This window comes from Stenotrophomonas sp. YJH_SMC_64, assembly GCF_059371375.1.
Window position 1 is genome coordinate 233,641 of the sequence record NZ_JCAFUN010000006.1, and the last position, 22,572, is coordinate 256,212.

The window sequence follows — 22,572 nt, forward strand, 5'->3', positions numbered from 1 at the left end:
CATGACCGATCCATCCCTGGAAGCCGCATCCACCGTCAGTGATGGCGACGGACTGCGCCCGCACCTGTCCGAACTGGTAGCCCTGCGCCGGCTGGCACAGCGGCCGCCGCCGCCACGCCGTGGCCGTGCCGGCAACGCCGGGCAGGCGCCGTCGCCGCTGCGTGGGCGTGGCATGGAGTACGCCGAGTCACGCGAGTACGTGGCCGGTGATGATGCACGGCATATCGACTGGCGCGTGACCGCGCGGACCGGCCGTGCCCATACCAAGCTTTTCCAGGCCGAACGCGAGCGGGTCAGCCTGATCGTGGCCGATACGTCGCCGGCGCTGTATTTCGGCACCCGCGTGCGATTCAAGTCGGTGCAGGCGGCACGCGCGGGCGCCGTCGCCGCGTGGTCGGCGCAGCGTCGCGGTGACCGCGTGGGTGCCCTGCGCGGCAGTGACCGCGAAGCGCCGATTGCACCTGCGGGTGGGCCGCGTGGTGTACTGCGTGTGCTCGACGCACTCACCCGCTGGTACACACAGCCACCCGCCGACGATCTCGGCCTGGAACGCGCGCTGGACCATGCCGCCCGCGTGCTGCGCCCCGGGGCGCGCATGCTGGTGCTGGCCGATCCGCAGCAGGCCGCGCGGATTCCCGTCGTGCGCTGGAGCGCGCTGGCCCAGCACCATGACCTCAGCCTGGTGCTGCTGGTCGATCCCCTCGAACTGCAACCGCCCTCGGCGGCCCTGCAGTTCCAGACCGCGCAGCAGCGCATTGGCCTCGACCTGCGTCGCAGCGAGGTGCAGGCGCACTGGCAGGCGCACTTCGTCGAACCACTGCAGGCGCTGCGCCGCCAGCTCGGCGCACGCCGCGTTGACGTGCAGGTGTTGTCCACCGATGCGCCCAGCGACGCCTGGTTGGCACCACCGGTAACCGAGGTGCCGGCATGAGCGCCAACCTTCCGCTGCGCGATGTGCAGTTGCCGCCGGCACCGTCGTGGTGGCCGCCGGCCCCCGGCTATCTGATGGTCGGTGGCGCGGTGTTGCTGGTGATCCTGGCGCTGGCCCTGCTGTGGTGGCAGCGCCGCCGTCGTCGCCAACGCTGGTTGCAGGCGTTCGACCAGGAGCTGGCCACCACCGCCGATGCCACCGCGGAACTGGCGGCGATCGCCGGCCTGCTGCGTCGCGCCGCGCGACAGGCACAGCCCGGCAGTGAATCCCTGCGTGACGATGCCTGGTGGCAGCGCGTGGATCCGAAGGGCACGTTGCCGGATGCGCGCCGCAGCCTCCTGGCCGAAGGTGCCTATCGTCCCCGCGTGGACGCCAGCGAAGTGGCGGCCGTGCGTAGCTGGGCGCGCGAGCGCTACCTGGCGATGCTGCTGGAGCGCCGCCGATGAACCTGCTGGCAAGTTACTGGCCATGGCCCGACCTGCAGCTGGCGTGGCCGCTGGCCCTGCTGGCGCTGCCGTTGCCGTTGCTGATGCGCTGGTGGAAGCGTCGTGCCGATCCCGGCGCTGCGCTGCGCGTGCCCTATGCGGCGACGGAACTGGAAGCGCTGGCCGGTGGCGGCCGCGTCGATGGGTCGTGGCTGCGTACGCTGCTGTTGTGGCTGGGCTGGTGCGCGCTGTGTGTCGCACTGGCTCGCCCGCAACAGCTGGGCGAAGCGATCACGCCACCGCAGCAGGGCCGGCAGATGATGCTGGCGATGGACGTGTCCGGCAGCATGGGCGAGGGCGACATGGTGCTGGGGGGGCAGGCGGTGGATCGCCTCACCGCAGCCAAGGCCGTGCTGGCCGATTTCCTGGATCGTCGTGCCGGCGATCGCATCGGCCTGCTGATCTTCGGGGACCGCGCTTATACGCTCACGCCACTCACTGCGGACCTGGCCAGTGTGCGCGACCAGCTGCGCGACAGCGTGGTCGGCCTGGCCGGGCGCGAGACGGCCATCGGTGATGCCATCGGCCTGGCGGTGAAGCGCCTGCGCAGCCAGCCGGAAGGGCAACGTGTACTGATCCTGCTGACCGACGGCGTCAGCAATGCCGGCGTGCTGGAACCGCTGCGTGCGGCCGAAGTCGCGCAGGCCGAAGGGGTGCGCATCCACACCGTCGCGTTCGGTGGCGATGGCAGCATGCGCTTCCTCGGTATTCCGATTTCCGCTGACCAGGACCCGGTCGACGAGGCCACGTTGAAGAAGATTGCCAGCCTGACCGGTGGCCAGTTCTTCCGCGCACGCGATACCGCGCAGCTGGCCGGCATCTACGCCGAACTGGATCGTCTGGAGCCGATCGCTGCGAAGGGGCCGAGCCTGCGCCCGCGCGAGGAGCGCTATGCGTGGCCATTGGCCCTGGCCTTGCTGCTGGGGGCATTGGCATGGGTGTGGCCGGAGCGCCGTCGATGATCGCGTTGGCATCCCATCTTCCCGACTGGAATGCACTGCACTTCCTGCGCCCGGAATGGCTGTGGGCCTTGCTGGCCTTGCCGGTGATTCTCGCCGTGGCGCTGTACCGGCAGCGGCGCAGCGATGCGTGGCGGCAGGCGGTGGATGCGCACCTGTTGCCGCATCTGCTGGCCGCCGGTGCTCGCCGTCGCGTGCGGCTGCCATTGGCAGTGCTGCTGGGTTGGACGCTGGCAGCACTGGCGATGGCGGGGCCGAGCTGGCGGCAGCAGGCACAGCCGATGTTCCAGCCCAGCGCACCGCTGCTGATCGTGCTGGATCTGTCCAGCCGCATCACTGCCACCGACCTGCCACCGTCGCGCCTGCTGCAGGCAAGGGCCAAGGTCGGCGAGCTCCTGCGCGCACGCAAGGGTGGGCAGGTGGGGCTGGTGGTGTACGCCGAAGATGCCTACACCGTCGCGCCGCTGACCGATGACGGCAGCAACGTCGCGCTGTATCTGGATGCCTTGTCGCCGGATGTGATGCCGCGTGATGGCCAGCGTGCCGACCGTGGCATCGACTGGGCCACGCGGCTGATGCGGCAGATCGCTGCACCGCAGGGACAGATCCTGCTGGTCACCGATCAAGCCGATGGTGAAGCTGCATTGGCGGCCGCGCAGGCACGTGGTCTCGGCCTGCAGGTGTCGGTGCTGGGGCTCGGTACACCGGCGGGTGCGGCGTATCGTGACGACAGCGGACAGATCCGTCAGGCTGCGCTGGACGAAGGTCGCCTGCGTGCGGTGGCCACGGCAGGTGGCGGTCGCTATGCGCGCATCACCGCCGATGGCAGTGACCTGCGCGCACTGGGTGTGCTTGATGCACGCGAAGGTACTGCGGCGCAGCGGCCCGGCGAGGGCAGGCAATGGCGCGATGAAGGATTCTGGCTGCTGCCACCGGTGATGCTGCTGGCGCTGCTCGCCTTCAGACGCCGCGCGCTGCTGGCCGCAGTACTGGCGGTGGGCCTGCTGCCATGGATGGGGGATGTGCAGGCGCAGGCAGCTCCAGCGCCCGCTTCGCCGCCATCGCAGGGCACGCTGTGGAAGCGCGCCGACCAGTTGCAGCACCAGCGCCTGGCCGACGGCGTGCAGGCCTATCGCGCGGGCGACTTCGCCACTGCGCGCAAGCAGTTCGAGGGCATCGACAGTGATGCGGGCTGGTACAACCTGGCCAACACGCTGGCGCGCCAGGGCAGCTACGACGAAGCCATCGCCGCCTACGACCGCGCGCTGGCGCTGCATCCCGGCATGGCCGATGCGGTCGCCAACCGTGCCGTGGTTGATGCCGCACGCAAGCGCAAGCAGTCGGGGGGGCAGGGCCAGGACCAGCAGAAACCGCAGCAGAACGGGCAGCAGAAGCAGCAGAACAATTCACAGGGCCAGCGGAACCCGCAGGGCCAGCAACCGCAGCAGGGCCAGAAGGATCCAGGACAGGGTCAGCCACCATCTCAGCAGGGCCAGCAGGGGCAGCCCAAGGCGGGTGACGACGACGCGCAGTCGGCGCCTCAGCCCGGCGAGCGTGGCCGAGATGGACAGCAGGCGCCACCACAGGTGGAGGATGCCAAGGCGCAGGCCCAGGCTGATGAGCAGCAGCGCCAGCGCATGCAGCAGGCGATGCAGCAGGCACGTGAGGGCAAGGGCGGACAGGATGGCAAACCCGTGCCAGGCAGTGACGGCACTACTCCGCGCCAACGCGAAGAGCAACAGGCGGTGGAGGCGTGGATGCGGCGCGTGCCGGATGATCCGGGCGCATTGCTGCGGGCCAAGTTCCAGCTGGAAAATGAACGCAGGAAGAGGGAAGGGCGATGACGCGGGCGATCAACATGCACGGGCACTGGCCCCGACAGGTACTGGCGGCGCTGCTGCTGTGGCTGCCGCTGCTGGCCTGGGCGCAGCCGCGCGCGTGGCTGGACCGCGACCGCATCGCGATGGGCGACACGGTCACGCTCAATGTCGAGAGCGACCAGGGTGCCCCTGACTTCACACCGTTGCGTACCGACTTCGACCTCAGCGGGCAGACCAGCAGCCGCCAGGTGGAGTGGAGCAACGGCAGCATGCAGCAGCGCAACCTGTATGGCGTGGCGCTGACGCCACGGCGTAGTGGTGCACTGGTGGTGCCGGGCCTGCAGGTGGGCAGCGTCCGTACCGCGCCGCTGACCCTGCAGGTGGATGCCGCTGCCGTGGCCGGCCCCGACAGCAATGCGGTGGCATTCATCGAAACCGTTGTCGATGACGAAACGCCGTATGTGCAGCAGAGTGTAGGCGTGGTGGTGAGGCTGTTCTTCGCCTCTCAGCTGGCCTCTGGCGAACTGGTGCTGGATACCCCGGCGGGTGCGTCGCTGCAGCGGGTAGGCGATGACCGCACCGATGTGCGGCAGGTCAACGGCCGCCGCTACAACGTGGTCGAGCGCCGCTTCCTGCTGATCCCCGAGCGCAGCGGTGCACTTCGGCTGGCCGGTGCGCGTTTCAGTGGGCGCAGTGCCGGTGGCTTCTTCGACGACTTCTTCGGCGGCGGCGACGGCCGCATGAATGCCACCGGCGCCGATCGCACGCTGCAGGTACAGGCGCAACCGGCACAGGCGCCGCAGCCATGGCTTCCGCTGCAGAGCCTCCAGCTGCGCTACACCAGTGCGCCGACCAGCGCCCGTACCGGTGAGGCCGCCACTGTGGTGGTCGAGGCGATTGCCGAAGGGGCAACCCGTGCACAGTTCACCGACCTGCCGGTGCCGGATCTGGGCACCCATGCGCAGGTATTCGCCGAACCTGCGCAGTACGAAGAATCGTTCAATGGCAGCACGCCGCGGCTGAAGATCACCCGCCGCTATTCGATCGTGCCGCGCCAGCCAGGCTCGCTGGTGGTGCCGGGGCCGCGCCTGCCGTGGTGGGATGTGCGCGCAGGCAAGGCGCAGGAAGCGAAGCTGCCGGACCTGACACTGGCTGTCGCAGCCGGCAGTGGCGGTGGCAGTGCTTCACCTGCGCCGCTGCCGCCGATCGACACCGATGCTGCGCTGCCGGGTGGCGATGGCCAGGACAGCCGCATCGCCGCGACCGATCCGCGCGCCAGCGGCCTGGCCGAACGCCCGTGGCCGTGGATGGGCGCGGCCATCGGACTGGCGCTGCTGTGGCTGCTGACCCTGTTGTGGGGCTGGCAGCGAGGCCGCCGACCGCATGCGGCGACGCCTGCAGCCGGCAAGCCCTCTGTGCCGACTGTGGCGCGCGGACGTGCCGGCCTGACCGAACTGCGCCGCACGCTGGATGGCGAAGGCTTCGATCAGGTGGAAGCGCAGCTGTGCGCGATGGCCGGGGTTGAGCGCATCGAGCAGGTCATCGCGCGGTTGGATGACCCTGGCCAGCGCCAGGTGCTGCAGGACCTGCAGCAGGCACGCTGGGGCGGGCAGGGCGACCTGGCATCGCTGCGCGCGCGTCTGCGCGAGGTCTTCCGTGACGGACCGCACTGGTCGGCGGCTACCGGCGCCGCTGACACTGGCCTGGCGCCGCTGTATCCAACGCGGCGAACCTGAACCGGCGCCGCTTGCGCGCTTTGTTAGAGTGCATTCATTTTTCGAGGAAATCCGCGCATGACAGCAGCTGCTGCCGACAAGAAGAAGTTGCCCCTGCATTGGAAGATGGGCATCGGCTTTGCGATCGGCCTGATCCTGGGACTGATCGTGCACGCCCTGGGCGGCAGCGTCGATGGTCTGCAGGCCGGTGCCAAGTGGGTAATGGACTACATCACCACCCCGGCGTCGGGCCTGTTCCTCAACCTGATCTTCATGCTGATCGTGCCGCTGATCTTCTCGGCGCTGATCATGGGCGTGTCGGAGATGGGCGACATCCGTGCCCTTGGCCGCATCGGCTGGAAGACCCTGGCGTATACCGTGCTGCTGTCCGGCATTGCCGTGGGCATCGGCCTGGTGCTGGTCAACCTGCTCAAGCCGGGTGCCGGCGTCGATCCGCAGGTCGCCGCGATGATGCTCTCGGAGAACGCCGAGCGCAGCAAGGAAATCGTTGCTGGCATCCATGGCACGCCGAAGGGCATGGACATGCTGCTGTCGATCGTGCCGAGCAACGTGCTGCAGGCCGCGTCCGACAACGGTGCGATCCTGTCGCTGATGTTCTTCGCGCTGATGTTCGGCATCGGCATGGTGCTGACCGACAACGAGAAGGTGGCCCCGCTGCGCCGCGCAATCGAGGGCGTGTTCGAAATCTCGATGACCCTGATCAACCTGGTCATCCGCCTGGCCCCGTATGCGGTGGCCTGCTTCATGTTCAACCTGGCCGCGCTGTTCGGCTTCGAGCTGATCATCCGCCTCGGTGCCTACGTGGGCGTGGTGGTGCTGGCACTCGGCCTGCACATGATCGTGACCTACGGTACCGCCGTGTGGCTGTCCGGCCGTTCGCCGCTGTCGTTCTTCCGCGATACCCAGGAAGCGACGGTGATGGCGTTCTCCACCGCCTCCAGCAACGCCACCCTGCCGACCGCGCTGCGCGTGGCCGACCAGATGGGCCTGCCGCAGCGCGTGTCGCGCTTCGTGCTGACCGTGGGCGCCACCGCCAACCAGAACGGCACCGCGCTGTTCGAGGGCGTGACGGTGATCTTCCTGGCCCAGTTCTTCGGCGTGGACCTGAGCATCGGCCAGCAGATCATGGTGATGGCGGTCTGCATCCTCGGTGGCATCGGCACGGCCGGCGTGCCGTCGGGCTCGCTGCCGGTGGTGGCGATGATCTGTGCGATGGTGGGCGTGAACCCGCTGGGCATTGGCCTGATCCTGGGCGTGAACCACTTCCTGGACATGTGCCGTACGGCGCTGAACGTGACCGGCGACCTGGCCCTGACCACCCTGGTGGCCAAGGGCGAATCGCACGACGGCCCGGCGCTGGGCCCGCAGCAGGACTGAGTCCAACGCCACTGCTGGCGACCTGATCGGGGTCGGATTCCTTTCCGCAAGGAAAGGGCTCCGACCCCGCTTCACATGCGGAATCCGGGGGAGATGACGACGTTGCCGGCCAGCGGCCGGCACGACCGGGCAAGCTGAACCGACCCCCCGCCCGGCGACTATGGGACAATAGGCCGCCCGCACGTCCGCGGCCGCCTCCCGATTCCGACAGAACCATGACGCAGCCTACCCGTCGCCAGTTGGCCAACGCCATCCGCTTCCTTGCCGCCGATGCGGTTGAAACCGCAAAGTCCGGCCATCCCGGCATGCCCATGGGCATGGCCGACATCGCCGAAGTCCTCTGGAACGACTACCTCCGCCATAACCCGAGCAACCCGCACTGGTTCAACCGCGACCGTTTCGTGCTGTCCAACGGCCACGGTTCGATGCTGCAGTACGCGCTGCTGCACCTGAGCGGTTACGACCTGCCGATCGAGCAGCTGAAGCTGTTCCGCCAGCTGGGTAGCCACACCGCCGGTCACCCGGAACGCCACGAGACCCCGGGCGTGGAAACCACCACCGGCCCGCTGGGCCAGGGTTTCGCCAATGCCGTGGGCTTCGCCCTGGCCGAGAAGCTGCTGGCACAGCGCTTCAACCGCCCGGAGCTGGAAGTGGTCGACCACCGCACCTGGGTGTTCATGGGCGATGGCTGCCTGATGGAAGGTGTGTCGCATGAAGCCGCTTCGCTGGCCGGTACCTGGGGCCTGCACAAGCTGGTCTGCTTCTGGGACAACAACCACATCTCCATCGACGGCAACGTCGAAGGCTGGTTCACCGACAACACCCCGGAGCGTTTCGAGGCTTATGGCTGGAACGTGGTGCGCGATGTCGATGGCCATGACCCGGAGAGCATCAAGGCCGGCATCGAGGCCGCGCTGTCGCAGAGCGACAAGCCGACCCTGATCTGCTGCCGCACCACCATTGGCTTTGGTTCGCCGAACAAGGCGGGCAAGGAATCCAGCCACGGCGCACCGCTGGGCAAGGACGAACTGGAAGCCACCCGCAAGCAGCTGGGCTGGGAATACGGTCCGTTCGAGATCCCGCAGGCGATCTACGACGGCTGGCGCGCCAACGGCGCCGGCACGCTGCGCCAGGCCGAATGGGAACAGCTGTTCGACAAGTACGCCAGCCAGTACCCGGCTGAAGCGGCCGAACTGACCCGCCGCTCGCATGGCGAACTGCCGGCCGACTTCGTTGCCAAGGCCGATGCCTACATCGCCCAGGTGGCCGCCGAAGGCCCGACGATCGCCTCGCGCAAGGCGTCGCAGCTGGCCATCGAAGCCTACGCCCCGCTGCTGCCGGAAATCGTCGGCGGCTCGGCCGACCTGGCGCACTCCAACCTGACCCTGTGGAAGGGCAGCAAGTCGGTCGCCAGCGACGACGCCAACGCCAACTACGTGTACTACGGCGTGCGCGAGTTCGGCATGACCGCCATTGCCAACGGCCTGGCCCTGCACGGTGGCTTCATTCCGTTCGACGCCACCTTCCTGGTGTTCAGCGACTACGCCCGCAACGGCGTGCGCATGAGCGCGCTGATCCCGGCCCACGCCATCCACGTCTACACCCACGACTCGATCGGCCTGGGCGAAGATGGTCCGACCCACCAGCCGGTGGAGCACCTGGCCTCGCTGCGCTACATCCCGAACAACGACGTGTGGCGTCCGTGCGATGCGGTCGAGTCGGCGGTGAGCTGGAAGGCTGCGATCACCCGCCAGGACGGCCCGAGCTGCCTGGTGTTCAGCCGCCAGAACCTGCCGCACCAGCCGCGCAACGCCGAGCAGATCGCCCAGATCGAGCGCGGTGGCTACGTGCTGGCCGATGCTGCTGGTACCCCGGACGTGATCCTGATCGCCACCGGTTCGGAAGTCTCGCTGGCCACCGAAGCCAAGGCCCAGCTGGACGCGGCCGGCCTCAAGACCCGCGTGGTCTCGATGCCGTCCACCGACGTGTTCCTGCGCCAGGATGCGGCCTACCGTGAATCGGTGCTGCCGAACGCCGTGCGCAAGCGCGTGGCGGTGGAAGCCGGCGTCACCGGTTTCTGGCGCCAGTTCGTCGGCCTGGACGGTGCCGTGATTGGTATCGACACCTTCGGTGCCTCGGCCCCGGCCGACCAGCTGTACAAGCACTTCGGCATCACCACTGCCCACGTGGTGGAAGCGGCCAAGTCGCTGTAAGCAGCTTCGCGACGTAATGAGAAAAGGCCGGCGCACGCCGGCCTTTTCTTTGCCGCAGGAAAAAGGGGACGGAGGGGATTAAGTCGTTTGTGCACATGCGACTTAATCCCCTCCGTCCCCTTTTCTCAGGCGGTACGCGCCAGCGCCAGCCGCAGCAGTCGCGCGTCCAGGCGCTCGGCGAAGTCCTTCGGGGCCTGTAGACCCATGCGCTGCAGGTACACCGCATCGCCGTCGCCGGCCGGTTGCCGCAGAGCCGCCCAGACCGTGCGCAGCTTGTCGCCGCGGGTCTGCGTGTTGGCCTTCAGCCAGCCCAGCGCCTTCACCAGCACCTGCTCGATCTCGTTGAAGTCGCTGCCCAGCGGATAGTCCGGCAGGCTGCCGTCGGCGCGGAACGGTGCCAGCGCCGCCGCCAGCGCCTGTGGCGTGTTGCGCTGCTGGCGCTCCGGATCCGGTTGCGTGGCTGCCAGCAGCTTGCGCGAGGCCTGTGCCTGCTGCAGCAGGCCGCTCTGGAACGGGGCTTCGGTGATCGCCGTCATCGCATGCACGCAGTCCTCGTCGGTCAGGCCGCGCAGATCGGCGATGCCGTATTCGTTGAGGTAGATGTCGCGCAGGTGGCGCGGGATGGTGGTGTGCCCGTAGTTCCAGCGCACGTTGGATTCGCGCTGGCCCTTGTCATCGCGCGCCGCGCGGAACATCAAGACGCTGCGCGCTTCCGGCAGGGCATGTGCCATCGCCACGAAGTTGTACTGGCCACCCACGCCGGACACCACACGTCCGTCGTCCAGCGCATCCGACACGGCCGCGCCCAGTGCAGTGGCCATCATGCAGGAGTTGAAGAAGCGCGCATGGCGGCGTTGCAGGCGCTCCAGCGTCTCGTTGCCGCCATACAGCTGGTTGATTTCGCTGATGCGGCGCATGCCGATCGCACGGCATTCGTCTTCCGGCAGCGTGCGCAGCCACTCGTAGAACTCCGGCGAGCCCAGGTAGAACGCGCCGTGCAGGTACTCGCCCTCGGCGGCCAGGGTGGCGTGGTCGATGGACAGCGTGCTGCCGTTCTCGATGCGCTGCATCAGCGCCAGGTCGTCGTGCACCTTGCGCTTGATCACCCCGGTCTGCACCAGCCGGCGGAAGCCTTCGTTGAGCATCTCGCTGCAGCCGTACAGGCCCACCTCGAACGGATCCAGTCCGCCGATCTCCTGCACGAGCGGGTGACTGGCCAGCTGTGGATCCAACGCATGCAGCACGCGGCGGTAGCGCGCGTTGTCGGTGTGGCGCAGTACCAGCGCATGGCTGAGCGCGTCGGCCAGCGTGCCGATGCCGATCTGCAGGGTGCCGCCGTCGCGCACCAGCGTGCTGGCGTACAGGCCGATGGCGTAGTCGGCATCGCCCACCGGCTGCCGCGGCAGCCCGAACAGCGCCGGGTACGGCGGCGGCGGGGTGATCACCAGATCGAAGAACGACACATCGACCGTGGCAGAGCCGCCCATGTAAGGCAGCTGCGGATCGATCTCGGCGATCAGCAACGGTCGCGGCAGCCCGCGCGCGGTCATCGCATCCAGCGTGTCCTGGGTGATGTCGTTGTTGCACGACAGCGAAAGCCGGCGATCGTTCGGCCGCATCGCCACCTTCTGCACGATCACCTGCGGCGCGCGCTGCGCGACCGCATCGGCGGCGTGGGTGTAGTTCAGGCTGGTATAGCTGGATTGCGCCTGGCGCGAACCGAGCAGGGCGCCGGACTGCATGTAGAACTCTTCCACCTGCACATGTGCCGGCAGTGCATCGCGCGCGATCGCATCGGCATAGGCCAGGCGCGGGAAATCGTCGCCGAAATGGCGCTGCGCGAACGGCGCCATGAAGCGCGCTTCCAGGCCGTTGCCGCGCGCCTTCGGCGGGTTCAGCGACAGCGCGGTATACAGCTGCAGCGGCCGCGATGGATCGTGCTCGACGCGTGCATAAAGGGCATTGAGCAGCCGATGCGGCTTGCCCAGTGCCAGCGGTGCCCCGATCCGCAGCGGCCCGTCCACGCGCGCAAACAACCAGTCGACGGCGGCGTCCAGGTCGGTGAGGTGTTCGGTCATGCGCGGCGGTCCTGCGTGTGGGGGAGTGCTGGCATTACAGCATGTCGGGCTTGAACCGCCGTCGACGCGAGACTTCGGCGCCGGACACCATGAACTGGCCATCGCCGCGGTAATGCACCGTGCGCGGCAGTTTCGGCCGGGGCGCGACGTGGGCGCGCACGATTTCCCAGATGAACAGGTTGCTCGATTGCACCTGGCTGTCGTCGTAGAGTCGGCATTCGAAGCACGAATGACATTGGCCGACCAGCGGCGCGCCGACCTCGCGCGCGGGCAGCGCATCGAGCTCGAAACGGGCGAATTTGTCGACCTCGCGGCCGCTGCAGTTGCCGATGTCCACCACGGTGTCGAGCAGCTCCACGCCGGGCACATTGATCACGCACTCGCCGCTGCCAAGGGCCAGCGCGTGGCTGTGGTTCGCGTCCCACAGGCAGGTGGCGACCAGCGAGGGCGAGAAGCCCATCACCATGTGCCAGCCCAGCGTCATCAGGTTGCGCTGGCCTCGCCAGGCGGTGCTGACCAGCACGATCGGCCCGGGTTCGAGGAAGCGGCGGGCCTGCTCGACCGGGAAATCCTTCTTGGGCAGCGCTTTCATCCGGGGCCTGGAGCGGGAGGCATCGATGCTGGCGCAGCCAGGATGAACCTGGAGTCGAGGGGCTTGACAGGCGATTCGATTACGCGCGTAATCGGTTCATCGATTACGGACGTAAACAATGACTCCGATCAGCGAAGCCGAAGCCGTTGTGATGGAGGTGCTGTGGCAGCAGGCACCGCGTAGCGCCGATGAAGTGGTCGCCGCACTGGCCCACCGCGACTGGGCCGAACCGACCATCAAGACCCTGCTCAATCGTCTGCTGACCAAGGGCGCGATCGCCGCCGAGCGTGATGGCCGGCGCTACCTGTACCGGCCGCTGCTGCAGCGCCAGGCGTGGGTGGAGGCGCAGAGCCAGGACTTCATCGGCCGTGTCTTTGAAGGGCGCGTTGCGCCGTTGGTCGCGCACTTCAGCGAACGCGGCCAGTTGAGTGCGCAGGACATCGCCGAACTGAAGAAACTGATCCAGGAGCTGGACCATGACTGAGCTGCTCGACGGACTGTTGCAGGCCAGCGTATGGCTGGCGGTGGGCGCGGTCCTGCTGGCGGTGATGCGGCCGCTGTTGGTGCGATTGGGGGGCGCTGGTCTGGCATACCGCAGCTGGTGGCTGCTGCCGATGCTGCTGCTGGCACTGATGCTGCCGTTGCCGCAGGTTGCGTTGTTGCAGCAGGTACCCACGCTGCCGCTGAAAGTGCTGCCCGGTGCCATTGATGGCGCGGCCGGCCAGTCCTTGCCATGGGCCGGGTTGTTGCTGGCATTCTGGGCCGTGGGCACGGGCCTCTGCCTGCTGCGCGACCTGCGCGCGCAGCGTCGATTCGAACGGCGCATGGGTCCACTGACGCCGCGCACCGATGGCAGCTGGCAGGCCAGCGCCGACCCGGGCCTGCCAGCGCTGGTTGGCCTGTGGCGGCCGCGCATCGTGGTCGGCCCTGACTTCGACCAGCACTTCAGTGCACAGGAACAGCACCTGATCCTGCAGCACGAGCGCAGCCACCGTCGCAATGGCGACCACTGGGCCAACGGCGCGCTGCTGCTGGTGCGCGCGCTGTTCTGGTTCCACCCGTTGCTGCCATGGGCCGCACGCCGCTTCCTGCGCGACCAGGAACTGGCCTGCGATGCCCGCACCATCGGCCCGCAGCCTGCGCTGCGCGGCCTCTACGCCAGCACGCTGCTGAAGGCGCAGCTGGTCCACCCGGTTGCGCCCGCGGTCTGCCATTGGCGCAGCCAACCCGTGTTGAAGGAGCGCATCGCCATGTTGAGGCAGTCCAAGCGGAAGGCATTGCCGTGGGTGTCGGGACAGGTACTGGTGGTCGGGTTGTGCCTGGGAATGGGAGCGGTGGCGTGGGCCAGCCAGGGCGGAGGCGCGGGAGGCCCGGCAGGGTCCGTCATGGATCGGGAGATCCAGGTCGACAAGATGCCGCCGCCGTCCTATCCGAAATCTGCGGTCGAGCAGCGCCAGGTGGGCGTGGTGAACCTGCGCGTGGAAGTGGATGCCCAAGGCCGTCCCACCGACGTCCAGGTGCTCAGCGCCACCAATCCGGGGGTGTTCGATGCTGTCTCGATTGCTGCGGCGCGCAGCTGGACCTATCGGCCCGCAGTGAAGAACGGCAAGCCGGTGGCCGGTGCCGTGCGCGTCCCGATTACCTACGCCATGGATGACACCGAGGACACGAAGTGAAGCGAGCGCCGCTGCTGATGATGGCCGTGCTGCTGGCGGGATGTGCAACCCAGGATCGCCTGACCACCGCCGATACCCGCAGCGAGAATGTCGGTCACCAGCGCCTGCGACCCGATGCGGGGGGAGGGACCGGCCAGATCCAGCCCTACGCACTGGCCGCCAGCGAAGGCTACCGCATGCCACAACTGCATACGGCACCGGACCCGGTAGTGGGCGAGCGTGATCCACGCACCTCGCTGCCGCCGACTACGGTCTGCCTGCAGGTGGTGGTGGATGCGCAGGGCAGCGTTGAGCGCAGCATCCCGCTGACCGACCGCAGCGAATGCAGTGCGGGTGAGGCACCGGAGAATGCGCCCTTGCTGCAGGCAGCGCAGGAGGCGGTTGCCATGTGGAAGTACTCGTCCGCCGCAGTCTGTCACTTCGCTGCAGGCAAAGTGCCGGCTGATCGCGGCGACTGCCGCAGTGCCGAGCGGGTCGAACCGGTGGCCGTCACCCTGCAGTACGCCTTCACTTTCGAGGTCGTGAAGGGCCAGCAGACGGTCCGCACGCAGGGAAAATGATCGCGCGTGATGCCGGGTAGCGCCGGGCCATGCCCGGCCAGTACAACGGCGTCGATCAGGCCCCGCCCTGGATGTTGGCCTTCACTGCGGGCTGCATCAGTTTCGGTTCTTCCAGCGTGGCATCGCGTGCCTGTCGCACGCTGACGAACTCCGCCTCGGCTACGCCGTCATGCACGTGGATGTTGTGCGCGCGTTGTTCGCCGATGGTGGTTTCGTTGGCGAAATCACGGCCGCCCGGACCGTAGTCGTGGCAGACGAATACGCGGGTCGCATCGGGCAGGGCCAACAGGCGCTGTATCGAACGGTACAGCTGTGCGGCATCGCCGCCCGGGAAATCGCAGCGGGCGGTGCCGCCGTCGGGCATGAACAGCGAGTCGCCGGTGAACAGTGCGTCGCCGATCAGGTAGGCGATGCTGTCGCTGGTGTGGCCGGGCACGGCGATCACCTGGCAGCGCAGTTCGCCCAGAGCGAAGGTTTCGCCGTCGCTGAACAGGTGATCGAAGATTTCATCTGCGGCAGGAAGCTGCAGGCCATAGCGTGGTGCAAACGTCGCCTGCACCGCACGGATGCCTTCGCCGATGGCGAGCGTGGCCTGCGGGAAGCGCTGCTTCAGGCGGCGCCCCGCCGACACATGGTCGGCGTGGGCGTGGGTTTCCAGCAGCCAACGCAGCTGCAGGCCCTGCTGTTCGATGGCCTGCAGCACGTCGCGCAGCGGTGACTCGCTGCTGGCGTCGGTGTCCGGGTCGTAGTCCAGGACCGGGTCGATCAGCGCCGCCTCGCCGCTGGCCGGGTCGCTGGCCAGGTAGCTGAAGGTATTGCTGTCACGGTGGAAGAACGACTGCACCTGGACTGACATTGGAACGCTCCTCAGCGCGTGCCGAGCACGCGGTTCAGCAACTGCGCCAGGTTCTCGCCGGCCAGTCGCAGCTGCGCTTCGGCCAGCGGCCGGTAGCGCTCGGTGTATTCATCACCGATTTTACGCGTGGCCGGATAAACGCCAGCTTGCATGGAAATGCGGCAGCTGGCCTCGGCCCACGTCTGCGGGTCGCGCTGCGGGTTGGACTGGCGCGCCAGCTTCGGCGCGCGCTGGCTCTGCAGCAGCGGCAGGTAGCCCGCGTCGTCCAGCTTGCGGGTGTTGAGCATGCCGCTGTCCCACAGCGAGTGCAGGTTGGTACCGCGGTTGCCGAACTGCAGCTGGAAATCGTTGCCGCCCTTGTCGTGCGCGTAACCGGCGTGCATCGGCTGATGGATGTCGCCGACCAGGTGCACGACGAACTTCAGCGCCTGCAGGCGCTCGCCATCGGTCAGGCTGCGGTCGCCGAGGATGGTGCTCTGTGCCTTCAGGGCCTCGACGATGCAGTTGCCGTTCCTGCAGTGCTTCGGTGCTTCGTAATGGCAATTGTCTTCGGCGATGTTGACGTAGTGCCAGCCGGCCGAACGACGACCCAGGCCCGGGTCCTTGGCGCGCAACTGGTCGGCCCAGGGGGCGATGCTGGCCAGCGTGGCGTCCGGTTCGGTGGCCAGCAGGCGATCCACTTCGGCGCGGGCGGTGGGGTTGAGGCGGGCGTCGGCGACTTCGGCGACAAGGCGGTGGCCTTGTGCGCCCCAGGCATGGGCCGGGGCGGAAGCGGACAGCAGGGCCGGCGCCAGGGCGGCGGCGAGGAACAGGGAATGCAGGGCTTTCATGTGCACATTCTAGCGGGGTAGGTGGATTGAAGAGCGGCGCGTTCCTGTTCCGAAGCGGGAGCGCAGCGGAGGCGCGGCGTGTCCCGGCTCTGCTCCCCGCCTCGCCCCAGCTCCGGAACCGCTTCAGTCCCAGGCACAAAAAAGCCCCGGCAATCACCGGGGCAACATGCTGCGAGGGTTTTGCGTATGGCGGGGGAGCGGGGGCGAAGCCCCCGCGCCCAACACACCGCTTTAGAACTTGAAGACGTACGAAGCGCCGTAGACCAGCGGATCGATGTTGACCGTACCGATCTTCTCGCCGTTCAACTTCACCTTGCTGTCGATGTCGATCCAGCGCATGTCCACACGCAGGGCGCCCTTCTCGCCGATCGCGAAGTCGATGCCCGCATGCGCGGCCAGACCCCACGAATCCTGCAGCTTCAGCTTGCTGCCGGCCAGCGCACCGGTGGTGTCTTCGCTGAAGAAGGTCGTGTAGTTCACGCCCGCGCCGACGAACGGCGAGACCTTGCCCTTGCTGTTGAAGTGGTACTGCAGGGTCACCACCGGCGGCAACTGCTTGGTGCTGCCGACGCGGCCGAGGCCATTGATGTTGATGTCGTGCTTGAACGGCAGCGCGGCCAGCACTTCGATGCCCAGGTTGTCGGCAATGAAGTACTCGCCGGTGATGGTCGGCTTGACGTCGTTGTCGACGTCGACCTTCAGCGTGTGGCCGGCCAGCCAGCCGTTGTTCGACTTCGGCGCCACCTGGTGGACGCCGGCCGAGACGGTCCAGTCGCCCTTTGACTGGGCCATGGCCGGGGCGGCGGCGAGGGACAGGGCGGCAGCCAGGCCGGCCAGGATCAGGGGGGAGGTCTTGCGCATGGGGGTGATCTCGTTGCTGGGTGGATGGCGACAGTCTCGGCCTCACGCCGTGCTAACGCTTTGATCCGGATCAAATCCTGTCCGCCGGCCCTCTGGCCCGGGCGCTGGCCCACGGTGGCCAGCCCCGGTTTGCTAGACTTGTGGGCCCTATCCATCCCGCCGCACCCGTAGCGGCCGCAGGAGCTTGAGAAATGGCAATCAAGGTTGGTATCAACGGTTTCGGTCGCATCGGGCGTAACGTCCTGCGCTCGGCGGTGCTGAACTTCGGCGACGACATCGAAATCGTGGCCATCAACGATCTGCTGGAGCCGGACTACCTGGCGTACATGCTCAAGTACGACTCCGTGCACGGCCGCTTCAAGGCCGACGTGGCAGTGCAGGGCAACGACCTGCTGGTCAACGGCAAGAAGATCCGCCTGACCCAGGAACGCGACCCGGCCAACCTGAAGTGGGATGAAGTCGGTGCCGACGTGGTGCTGGAAGCCACCGGCCTGTTCCTGACCAAGGAAACCGCGCAGAAGCACATCGATGCCGGCGCCAAGAAGGTCATCATGTCGGCGCCGTCGAAGGACGACACGCCGATGTTCGTCTACGGCGTGAACGACAAGACCTACGCCGGCCAGGCGATCATCTCCAACGCCTCGTGCACCACCAACTGCCTGGCCCCGCTGGCCAAGGTCATCAATGACAAGTGGGGCATCAAGCGCGGCCTGATGACCACCGTGCATGCGGCAACCGCCACCCAGAAGACCGTCGATGGCCCGTCCAACAAGGACTGGCGCGGTGGCCGTGGCATCCTGGAGAACATCATCCCGTCGTCCACCGGTGCGGCCAAGGCCGTCGGCGTGGTCATCCCGGAACTGAACAAGAAGCTGACCGGCATGAGCTTCCGCGTCCCGACCTCGGACGTGTCGGTGGTCGACCTGACCGTCGAACTGGAAAAGGAAGCCACCTACGCCGAGATCTGCGCGGAAGTGAAGGCACAGAGCGAAGGCCCGCTGAAGGGCATCCTGGGCTACACCGAAGACAAGGTGGTGGCCACCGATTTCCGCGGCGAAACCTGTACTTCGGTGTTCGACGCCGACGCTGGCATCGCCCTGGACGGCACCTTCGTCAAGCTGGTCACCTGGTACGACAACGAGTGGGGCTACTCGAACAAGTGCCTGGAAATGGCCAAGGTCATCGCCGCCAAGTAAGGCCGGCGAAGATCGCACACGGACCCCGGCCTGGCCGGGGTTCGTCGTTTATGGGGCCGGCCCTGTCGTAGCATGGGCCGGTCGACCGCTGCCGCTGGGGCGCGGGAACGCTATGGAAGCACGCAATGGAAGCACTGATTGCCCTGGTCGTACTGGTCCTGCTGGCCATCCCGCTGCTGCTGGTGGTGGCGCTGGTGATGATTGCCGGCCTGCGCCGCCGCGTCGCCGCGCTGGAAAGCGCCATGGCTGCCGCGCCGGTCGCCGCCATGCCCGCGCCTGAACGGCCTGCGGCCCCCCCTGTGGCCAGTGCCGATCCACCGTTCCTGCGGCCGGTGGCGGCTGCTGCACCGCCTCCGCCTCCGCCCCCGCCTCAGCCAACGCCGGTGCGCGAAGCGGTGCCTGCGGCAACGGAGGCGCCGCGCCCGATCGCACCACCGCCGGTGCCACCCGCGCCGATGCAGCCACCGTTGCCTTCCGGACCGGCGCTGCCGAACTTCATCGAGCGCGGCATTGGCGCGGTCAAGCGCTGGTTCACCGAGGGCAACGTGCCGGTGAAGATCGGCATGCTGGTGCTGCTGGCCGGTGTCGCTGCGCTGCTGAAGTACGTCAGCGACCAGGGCTGGCTGGTGCTGCCGATCGAGCTGCGCCTGGCCGGTGTCACCGTCGGTGCACTGGGCCTGCTGGCGTTCGGCTGGCACCAGCGCGAGCGCCGGCGCCTGTTTGCGCTGGCCTTGCAGGGCGGTGCCATCGGCGTGCTGCTGTTGACCATCTTCGCGGCCTTCAAGCGTTTCGAGCTGATTCCGCCGGGCTTCGCCTTCGTCAGCTCCATTGCACTGGTGGCCGCGCTGTGCGTGCTGGCGGTGGTGCAGAACTCGCGCACGCTGGCGGTGCTGGGCATCCTCGCCGGCTTCATGGCACCGCTGTGGCTGTCCACCGGCAGCGGCAACCACGTGGGGTTGTTCAGCTACTACGCCGTGCTCAACGCCGGCATCTTCGCCATTGCCTGGTTCCGACCGTGGCGCGCGCTGAACCTGCTGGGCTTCGCCTTCACCTTCGGTATCGGCACGTTCTGGGGCGTGCTGCAGTACGCGCCTGACAAGTTCAGCAGCACCGAGCCGTTCCTGCTGCTGTTCTTCGCCTTCTACCTGCTGATCCCGTTGCTCTACGCACGCCGGCAGCCCGCCGGGCAGCGTGACCTGGTCGATGGCAGCCTGGTGTTCGGTACGCCGTTGGTCGCGTTCTCGTTGCAGGCGGGGATGCTGTACCAGCAGCCGATGACGCTGGCGCTGTGCGCACTGGGCCTGGCCGCGATCTACGCGGCGCTGGCGTGGGCGTTGATCAGGCGCGCGTCGTACACCGTGCTGGCGCAGTCGCACGCGGTGCTGGCGGTGGGCTTTGCCACGCTGGCGGTGCCGCTGGCCTTGTCGGCGCGGGCCACCGGCGCGGTCTTCGCGCTGGAAGGCGCCGGACTGGCCTGGTTGGGCCTGCGCCAGAAGCGCTGGCTGCCGCAGGTGTCCGGCGCGCTGCTGCAGATGGGCGCTGCGTTCGCCTTCGTGGCCGGGGGCGATCACTGGCATGAGGACCTGCGCTTCCTGATCAATCCGACCGCCATCGGGGCGCTGCTGCTGGCCCTGGCCGGCTTCGCGTCGGCCTGGAGCTACCAGCGCAGGTCACGCCACGAGATCGCCCTGGTCTACTACCTGTGGGGCCTGCTGTGGTGGCTGGGCGGCATGGTGCATGAGATCACCCGCTTCTTCCCGTACCGCACCGAAGTGGACGCGTTGCTGGTGCTGGCCGCCGTCACTGCCTGGCTGGCCGCCGAAATGCAGCGCCGTCAGCCGGCACGCGCACTGGGCGTGACCGCGCTGGCCATGCTGGCGCTGGGCTTCCCGCTGGCGCTGTTGCAGAGCGACGCGCACCATCAGCCGTTCGCCGGCTACGGTGCGCTGGCCTGGGCGGTGTTCGCGGTGATGGGCGTGCGCACGCTGCTCTGCCTGCGCCAGGGGGGCGACAGCGTAGCGCGCATCGCGCAGTTCCTGTGGTGGCTGTTGTGGCCGTCTCTGCTTTCGCTGCTGGCCCTGTGGGGCGGTGGCGAGGCCGGGCTGGCACAGGGCTGGACCACGTTGCTGGTGACGGTGCCGTGGCTGCTGATGGCGGCGCTGTCGCTGTGGCGTTGGAATGCGCTGCGCTGGCCGCTGGGTGCAGCGTTCGATCGCGTGCGCCAGCCGCTGCAGTGCGTGCTGTTCGGCCTGTTGTCGATCGGCTGGCTGTTCGGACAGCTGCTGCCGGGCGATGCTGCGCCGCTGCTCTGGCTGCCGGTATTGAATCCGGCCGAGCTCGGACAGTGGCTGAGCCTGTTGCTGCTTGCACGCTGGCTGTACAGCGATCAGGCGCCGAAGACCCTGTTGGGAATCCGCATGCCGCTGCTGTCACTGGCAACGTTCTTCGCGCTGACCAGCGTGGTGCTGCATGGCGTGCATCAGTGGGGCGGCCTGTCGTGGAGTGCGTCGATGATGCGTTCCAGCCTGGCGCAGACCAGCCTGACCGTGCTGTGGAGCGTGCTCGGCGTGATTGCCTGGGTGTGGGGATCGCGCCGTGGCCAGCGCGTGTTGTGGATGGTCGGTGCCGTGCTGATGGGCGTGGTGCTGGCCAAGCTGGTCATCGTCGATCGCCAGCACCTGGGCAACCTGCTGGGCATCGCATCGTTCATCGCCTACGGCCTGCTGTGCACGGTCGTGGGTTATCTGGCACCGGCACCGCCCAGCGCGGCGCCGTCCGTGGAGGAAAAACAATGAGGAAGTGGAGCAGGGCGCTGCTGCCGGCGATGTTCGGCATGCTGGCCGCCGTTGCGGTGCAGGCCGCCGACTACCGCACGCAGTACGCCGAGCAGTGGCCGCTGACGCTGTCCAGCGCACAGTCCGGTGCGTACAGGGTGGTTCTGGAGCCGGCGATCTATCGCCGTGCAGGTGCCGCAGACCTGGGTGACCTGCAGGTGTTCAACGCCGCCGGCCAATCGTTGCCATCGGCATTGCTGGCACCCGACCAGCCGCTGGCACAGCCGCCGGTGCAGCGTGAGCTGCCGTGGTTCGCGCTGCCGCCGCTGGCCGAAGCACAGCGCAATGATCTGCAGTTGCTGACCGAGCGCGATACCGATGGCCGTGTCCGTCGCGTCGAAGCACGCGTGAGCGGCGGTGCGGCAGCGAACGGGCAGGGTGGTTGGCTGGTCGATGCCAGCGTGCTCGGCCAGCAACCGTTGGCGGCACTGGTGCTGGACTGGGCTGACAGCGGACAGCCGTTGCAGGCGCAGGTGCAGCTGGATGCCAGCGACGACCTGCAGCACTGGCGTCCGATCGGGCGTGACATCCCGCTGGTCGACCTGCAGCGTGCTGGCAAGCGCCTGCTGCAGCGCCGCCTGCAGGTGGACGGCGAGGCGCGCTATCTGCGCGTGCTGGCGCAGGGCGATACGCGCCTGCCGACGCTGCGCAGCGTGCTGGCCGAGCTGCCGCCGGCGCCGGCCACGCTGCCGTGGGAGTGGCTGTCGCTGGAACCGACCTCGAAGGGCAAGGGTGAATACACGTTCGAACTCGACGGCCGTTTCCCGGTAGCGCGCGCGGATGTGACCAGCACCGACAACAGCCTGGTGCAGTGGACGTTGTTCAGCCGCGATGACGAGAGTGCGGAATGGCAGCGCCGCAGTGCGCCATGGATTGCGTACCAACTGCAGCAGGGCGCGCAGGGCCAGCGCCAGCAATCAGCGGCCCAGCCGCTGGGGGGCGTGCATCGTGACCGCTACTGGAAGCTGGTGGCGAATCCGGCGGAAACTGCGACCGCGCCGACCTTGCGCTTGGGCTACCAGCCGGAAGTACTGGTATTCCTGAGCCAGGGGGCAGCGCCGTATGCATTGGCAGTGGGCAGCGCGACCGCGCGCCGCATGGAAGCGCCGATTGGTGTGTTGATCGAGGAACTGCGGCAGCGCAATGATCCGTCGTGGCAGCCGACGCTGGCGCGCCTGGAGGGCAGCCCGGAGCCGCTGGCCGGTGACGCGGCGCTGAAGCCGCAGCACGATTGGAAGGCGTGGTTGCTGTGGGCGTTGCTGGGGCTGGGTGTGTTGGTTGTTGGCGGCCTGGCGGTCAGCCTGCTTCGGCAGAAGCCGGCGCCTTCGGCGTAGGTTCCGGCGAACGGCGCAGCCCCTCGTGGGTGGTCATTCTTCGAGCAAAAGCCGCGCTTGGCCGGGCGGGTGGGTTGTCTGGGGGACGCCGTGAATACGTCCCTGTAGCAACTGTGTTGATGGAGGGACTTGGCCCCTCCATGAGACGGGCACGGTAGTGCCGGCCGCTGGCCGGCAGCCTTTGGTCTTGCGCCCTGGCTGGCCTTAGGCAGGGACCAGCCCGTTTTCAGCGTC

Annotated in this window: 18 protein-coding genes; 13 read left to right on the forward strand and 5 right to left on the reverse strand. The window is 67.9% G+C overall.

Going from position 1 to position 22,572, the window contains the following annotated elements; genetic code table 11:
* Position 1 precedes the first annotated feature (1 nt).
* The 7 genes from AC5P9L_RS08475 (at position 2) to tkt (ending at position 9,521) form a co-directional block, all read left to right on the forward strand.
* Positions 2 to 931, forward strand: coding sequence for a DUF58 domain-containing protein (locus AC5P9L_RS08475; RefSeq protein ID WP_005414346.1), 930 nt, complete (start codon positions 2 to 4; stop codon positions 929 to 931).
* Positions 928 to 1,377: a DUF4381 family protein gene (locus tag AC5P9L_RS08480; protein ID WP_012481140.1), complete on the forward strand. Its 450-nt coding sequence runs from the start codon at positions 928 to 930 to the stop codon at positions 1,375 to 1,377. Before AC5P9L_RS08475 ends, AC5P9L_RS08480 begins: the two co-directional genes overlap by 4 nt.
* A complete protein-coding gene (locus AC5P9L_RS08485; RefSeq protein ID WP_111193301.1) occupies positions 1,374 to 2,378 on the forward strand; it encodes a vWA domain-containing protein in 1,005 nt (334 codons plus the stop codon). The genes AC5P9L_RS08480 and AC5P9L_RS08485 overlap by 4 nt, the downstream gene beginning before the upstream one ends.
* Entirely contained in the window at positions 2,375 to 4,219 is a 1,845-nt protein-coding gene (locus tag AC5P9L_RS08490) for a VWA domain-containing protein (RefSeq protein WP_111197664.1), read from the forward strand. The genes AC5P9L_RS08485 and AC5P9L_RS08490 overlap by 4 nt, the downstream gene beginning before the upstream one ends.
* Positions 4,216 to 5,931 carry a BatD family protein gene (locus tag AC5P9L_RS08495; protein WP_180874389.1) on the forward strand — a complete coding sequence of 572 codons (1,716 nt, stop codon included), beginning with the start codon at positions 4,216 to 4,218 and terminating at the stop codon, positions 5,929 to 5,931. Before AC5P9L_RS08490 ends, AC5P9L_RS08495 begins: the two co-directional genes overlap by 4 nt.
* 57 nt (positions 5,932 to 5,988) lie before the next feature.
* Positions 5,989 to 7,308, forward strand: a complete 1,320-nt coding sequence (locus tag AC5P9L_RS08500; RefSeq protein WP_005410848.1) for a dicarboxylate/amino acid:cation symporter — start codon at positions 5,989 to 5,991, stop codon at positions 7,306 to 7,308.
* A 215-nt stretch (positions 7,309 to 7,523) separates the two neighbouring features.
* The gene (tkt, locus tag AC5P9L_RS08505) at positions 7,524 to 9,521 is read left to right on the forward strand and encodes a transketolase (protein WP_005410847.1); all 1,998 of its coding nucleotides are present in this window, start codon (positions 7,524 to 7,526) and stop codon (positions 9,519 to 9,521) included.
* A gap of 125 nt (positions 9,522 to 9,646) precedes the next feature.
* Here the strand turns inward: tkt and AC5P9L_RS08510 are convergent, their stop codons facing one another.
* Both AC5P9L_RS08510 and AC5P9L_RS08515 read right to left on the reverse strand, forming a co-directional pair.
* Positions 9,647 to 11,599, reverse strand: a complete 1,953-nt coding sequence (locus AC5P9L_RS08510) for an acetyl-CoA hydrolase/transferase C-terminal domain-containing protein (protein WP_100443405.1) — start codon at positions 11,597 to 11,599, stop codon at positions 9,647 to 9,649.
* Between the two features lie 34 nt (positions 11,600 to 11,633).
* Positions 11,634 to 12,191, reverse strand: coding sequence for a flavin reductase family protein (locus tag AC5P9L_RS08515; protein ID WP_100443404.1), 558 nt, complete (start codon positions 12,189 to 12,191; stop codon positions 11,634 to 11,636).
* A 118-nt stretch (positions 12,192 to 12,309) separates the two neighbouring features.
* On the opposite strand from AC5P9L_RS08515, the gene AC5P9L_RS08520 reads away from it, so the two are divergent.
* Genes AC5P9L_RS08520 through AC5P9L_RS08530 form a run of 3 tightly spaced genes read left to right on the forward strand, consistent with a single transcriptional unit; the run spans position 12,310 to position 14,427 of the window.
* Positions 12,310 to 12,675, forward strand: coding sequence for a BlaI/MecI/CopY family transcriptional regulator (locus AC5P9L_RS08520; protein WP_012481135.1), 366 nt, complete (start codon positions 12,310 to 12,312; stop codon positions 12,673 to 12,675).
* Positions 12,668 to 13,867, forward strand: a complete 1,200-nt coding sequence (locus tag AC5P9L_RS08525; RefSeq protein WP_100443403.1) for a M56 family metallopeptidase — start codon at positions 12,668 to 12,670, stop codon at positions 13,865 to 13,867. The genes AC5P9L_RS08520 and AC5P9L_RS08525 overlap by 8 nt, the downstream gene beginning before the upstream one ends.
* On the forward strand, positions 13,864 to 14,427 hold the full coding sequence (locus AC5P9L_RS08530) for a hypothetical protein (protein WP_012481133.1): 564 nt from the start codon (positions 13,864 to 13,866) through the stop codon (positions 14,425 to 14,427). Before AC5P9L_RS08525 ends, AC5P9L_RS08530 begins: the two co-directional genes overlap by 4 nt.
* A 55-nt stretch (positions 14,428 to 14,482) precedes the next feature.
* Here AC5P9L_RS08530 and AC5P9L_RS08535 read toward each other — a convergent pair whose 3' ends face one another.
* The 3 genes from AC5P9L_RS08535 to AC5P9L_RS08545 all read right to left on the reverse strand — a co-directional run bounded on the left by AC5P9L_RS08535 (position 14,483) and on the right by AC5P9L_RS08545 (position 16,974).
* Positions 14,483 to 15,283, reverse strand: coding sequence for an MBL fold metallo-hydrolase (locus tag AC5P9L_RS08535; RefSeq protein ID WP_114619130.1), 801 nt, complete (start codon positions 15,281 to 15,283; stop codon positions 14,483 to 14,485).
* Positions 15,284 to 15,294: 11 nt separating this feature from the next.
* Positions 15,295 to 16,113: a S1/P1 nuclease gene (locus AC5P9L_RS08540; RefSeq protein WP_012481131.1), complete on the reverse strand. Its 819-nt coding sequence runs from the start codon at positions 16,111 to 16,113 to the stop codon at positions 15,295 to 15,297.
* Between the two features lie 231 nt (positions 16,114 to 16,344).
* On the reverse strand, positions 16,345 to 16,974 hold the full coding sequence (locus tag AC5P9L_RS08545; protein ID WP_005410839.1) for an OmpW/AlkL family protein: 630 nt from the start codon (positions 16,972 to 16,974) through the stop codon (positions 16,345 to 16,347).
* Positions 16,975 to 17,165: 191 nt separating this feature from the next.
* On the opposite strand from AC5P9L_RS08545, the gene gap reads away from it, so the two are divergent.
* The 3 genes from gap (at position 17,166) to AC5P9L_RS08560 (ending at position 22,338) form a co-directional block, all read left to right on the forward strand.
* Entirely contained in the window at positions 17,166 to 18,170 is a 1,005-nt protein-coding gene (gap, locus tag AC5P9L_RS08550) for a type I glyceraldehyde-3-phosphate dehydrogenase (RefSeq protein WP_005414333.1), read from the forward strand.
* A 125-nt stretch (positions 18,171 to 18,295) separates the two neighbouring features.
* Positions 18,296 to 20,965: a DUF2339 domain-containing protein gene (locus AC5P9L_RS08555; RefSeq protein ID WP_049461182.1), complete on the forward strand. Its 2,670-nt coding sequence runs from the start codon at positions 18,296 to 18,298 to the stop codon at positions 20,963 to 20,965.
* Positions 20,962 to 22,338 (forward strand): DUF3999 domain-containing protein, encoded by a 1,377-nt coding sequence (locus AC5P9L_RS08560; protein WP_049461184.1) that lies wholly within the window; start codon positions 20,962 to 20,964, stop codon positions 22,336 to 22,338. Before AC5P9L_RS08555 ends, AC5P9L_RS08560 begins: the two co-directional genes overlap by 4 nt.
* Positions 22,339 to 22,572: the final 234 nt, after the last annotated feature.

Bases quoted from the DNA above. Each gene is read 5' to 3' on its own strand.
- AC5P9L_RS08525 (WP_100443403.1), top strand. From the start codon at position 12,668: ATGACTGAGCTGCTCGACGGACTGTTGCAGGCCAGCGTATGGCTGGCG.
- AC5P9L_RS08535 (WP_114619130.1), bottom strand. From the start codon at position 15,283: ATGTCAGTCCAGGTGCAGTCGTTCTTCCACCGTGACAGCAATACCTTC.
- AC5P9L_RS08515 (WP_100443404.1), bottom strand. From the start codon at position 12,191: ATGAAAGCGCTGCCCAAGAAGGATTTCCCGGTCGAGCAGGCCCGCCGC.
- gap (WP_005414333.1), top strand. From the start codon at position 17,166: ATGGCAATCAAGGTTGGTATCAACGGTTTCGGTCGCATCGGGCGTAAC.
- tkt (WP_005410847.1), top strand. From the start codon at position 7,524: ATGACGCAGCCTACCCGTCGCCAGTTGGCCAACGCCATCCGCTTCCTT.
- AC5P9L_RS08560 (WP_049461184.1), top strand. From the start codon at position 20,962: ATGAGGAAGTGGAGCAGGGCGCTGCTGCCGGCGATGTTCGGCATGCTG.
- AC5P9L_RS08555 (WP_049461182.1), top strand. From the start codon at position 18,296: ATGGAAGCACTGATTGCCCTGGTCGTACTGGTCCTGCTGGCCATCCCG.
- AC5P9L_RS08480 (WP_012481140.1), top strand. From the start codon at position 928: ATGAGCGCCAACCTTCCGCTGCGCGATGTGCAGTTGCCGCCGGCACCG.
- AC5P9L_RS08490 (WP_111197664.1), top strand. From the start codon at position 2,375: ATGATCGCGTTGGCATCCCATCTTCCCGACTGGAATGCACTGCACTTC.
- AC5P9L_RS08520 (WP_012481135.1), top strand. From the start codon at position 12,310: ATGACTCCGATCAGCGAAGCCGAAGCCGTTGTGATGGAGGTGCTGTGG.
- AC5P9L_RS08540 (WP_012481131.1), bottom strand. From the start codon at position 16,113: ATGAAAGCCCTGCATTCCCTGTTCCTCGCCGCCGCCCTGGCGCCGGCC.
- AC5P9L_RS08475 (WP_005414346.1), top strand. From the start codon at position 2: ATGACCGATCCATCCCTGGAAGCCGCATCCACCGTCAGTGATGGCGAC.
- AC5P9L_RS08545 (WP_005410839.1), bottom strand. From the start codon at position 16,974: ATGCGCAAGACCTCCCCCCTGATCCTGGCCGGCCTGGCTGCCGCCCTG.
- AC5P9L_RS08485 (WP_111193301.1), top strand. From the start codon at position 1,374: ATGAACCTGCTGGCAAGTTACTGGCCATGGCCCGACCTGCAGCTGGCG.
- AC5P9L_RS08510 (WP_100443405.1), bottom strand. From the start codon at position 11,599: ATGACCGAACACCTCACCGACCTGGACGCCGCCGTCGACTGGTTGTTT.
- AC5P9L_RS08495 (WP_180874389.1), top strand. From the start codon at position 4,216: ATGACGCGGGCGATCAACATGCACGGGCACTGGCCCCGACAGGTACTG.
- AC5P9L_RS08500 (WP_005410848.1), top strand. From the start codon at position 5,989: ATGACAGCAGCTGCTGCCGACAAGAAGAAGTTGCCCCTGCATTGGAAG.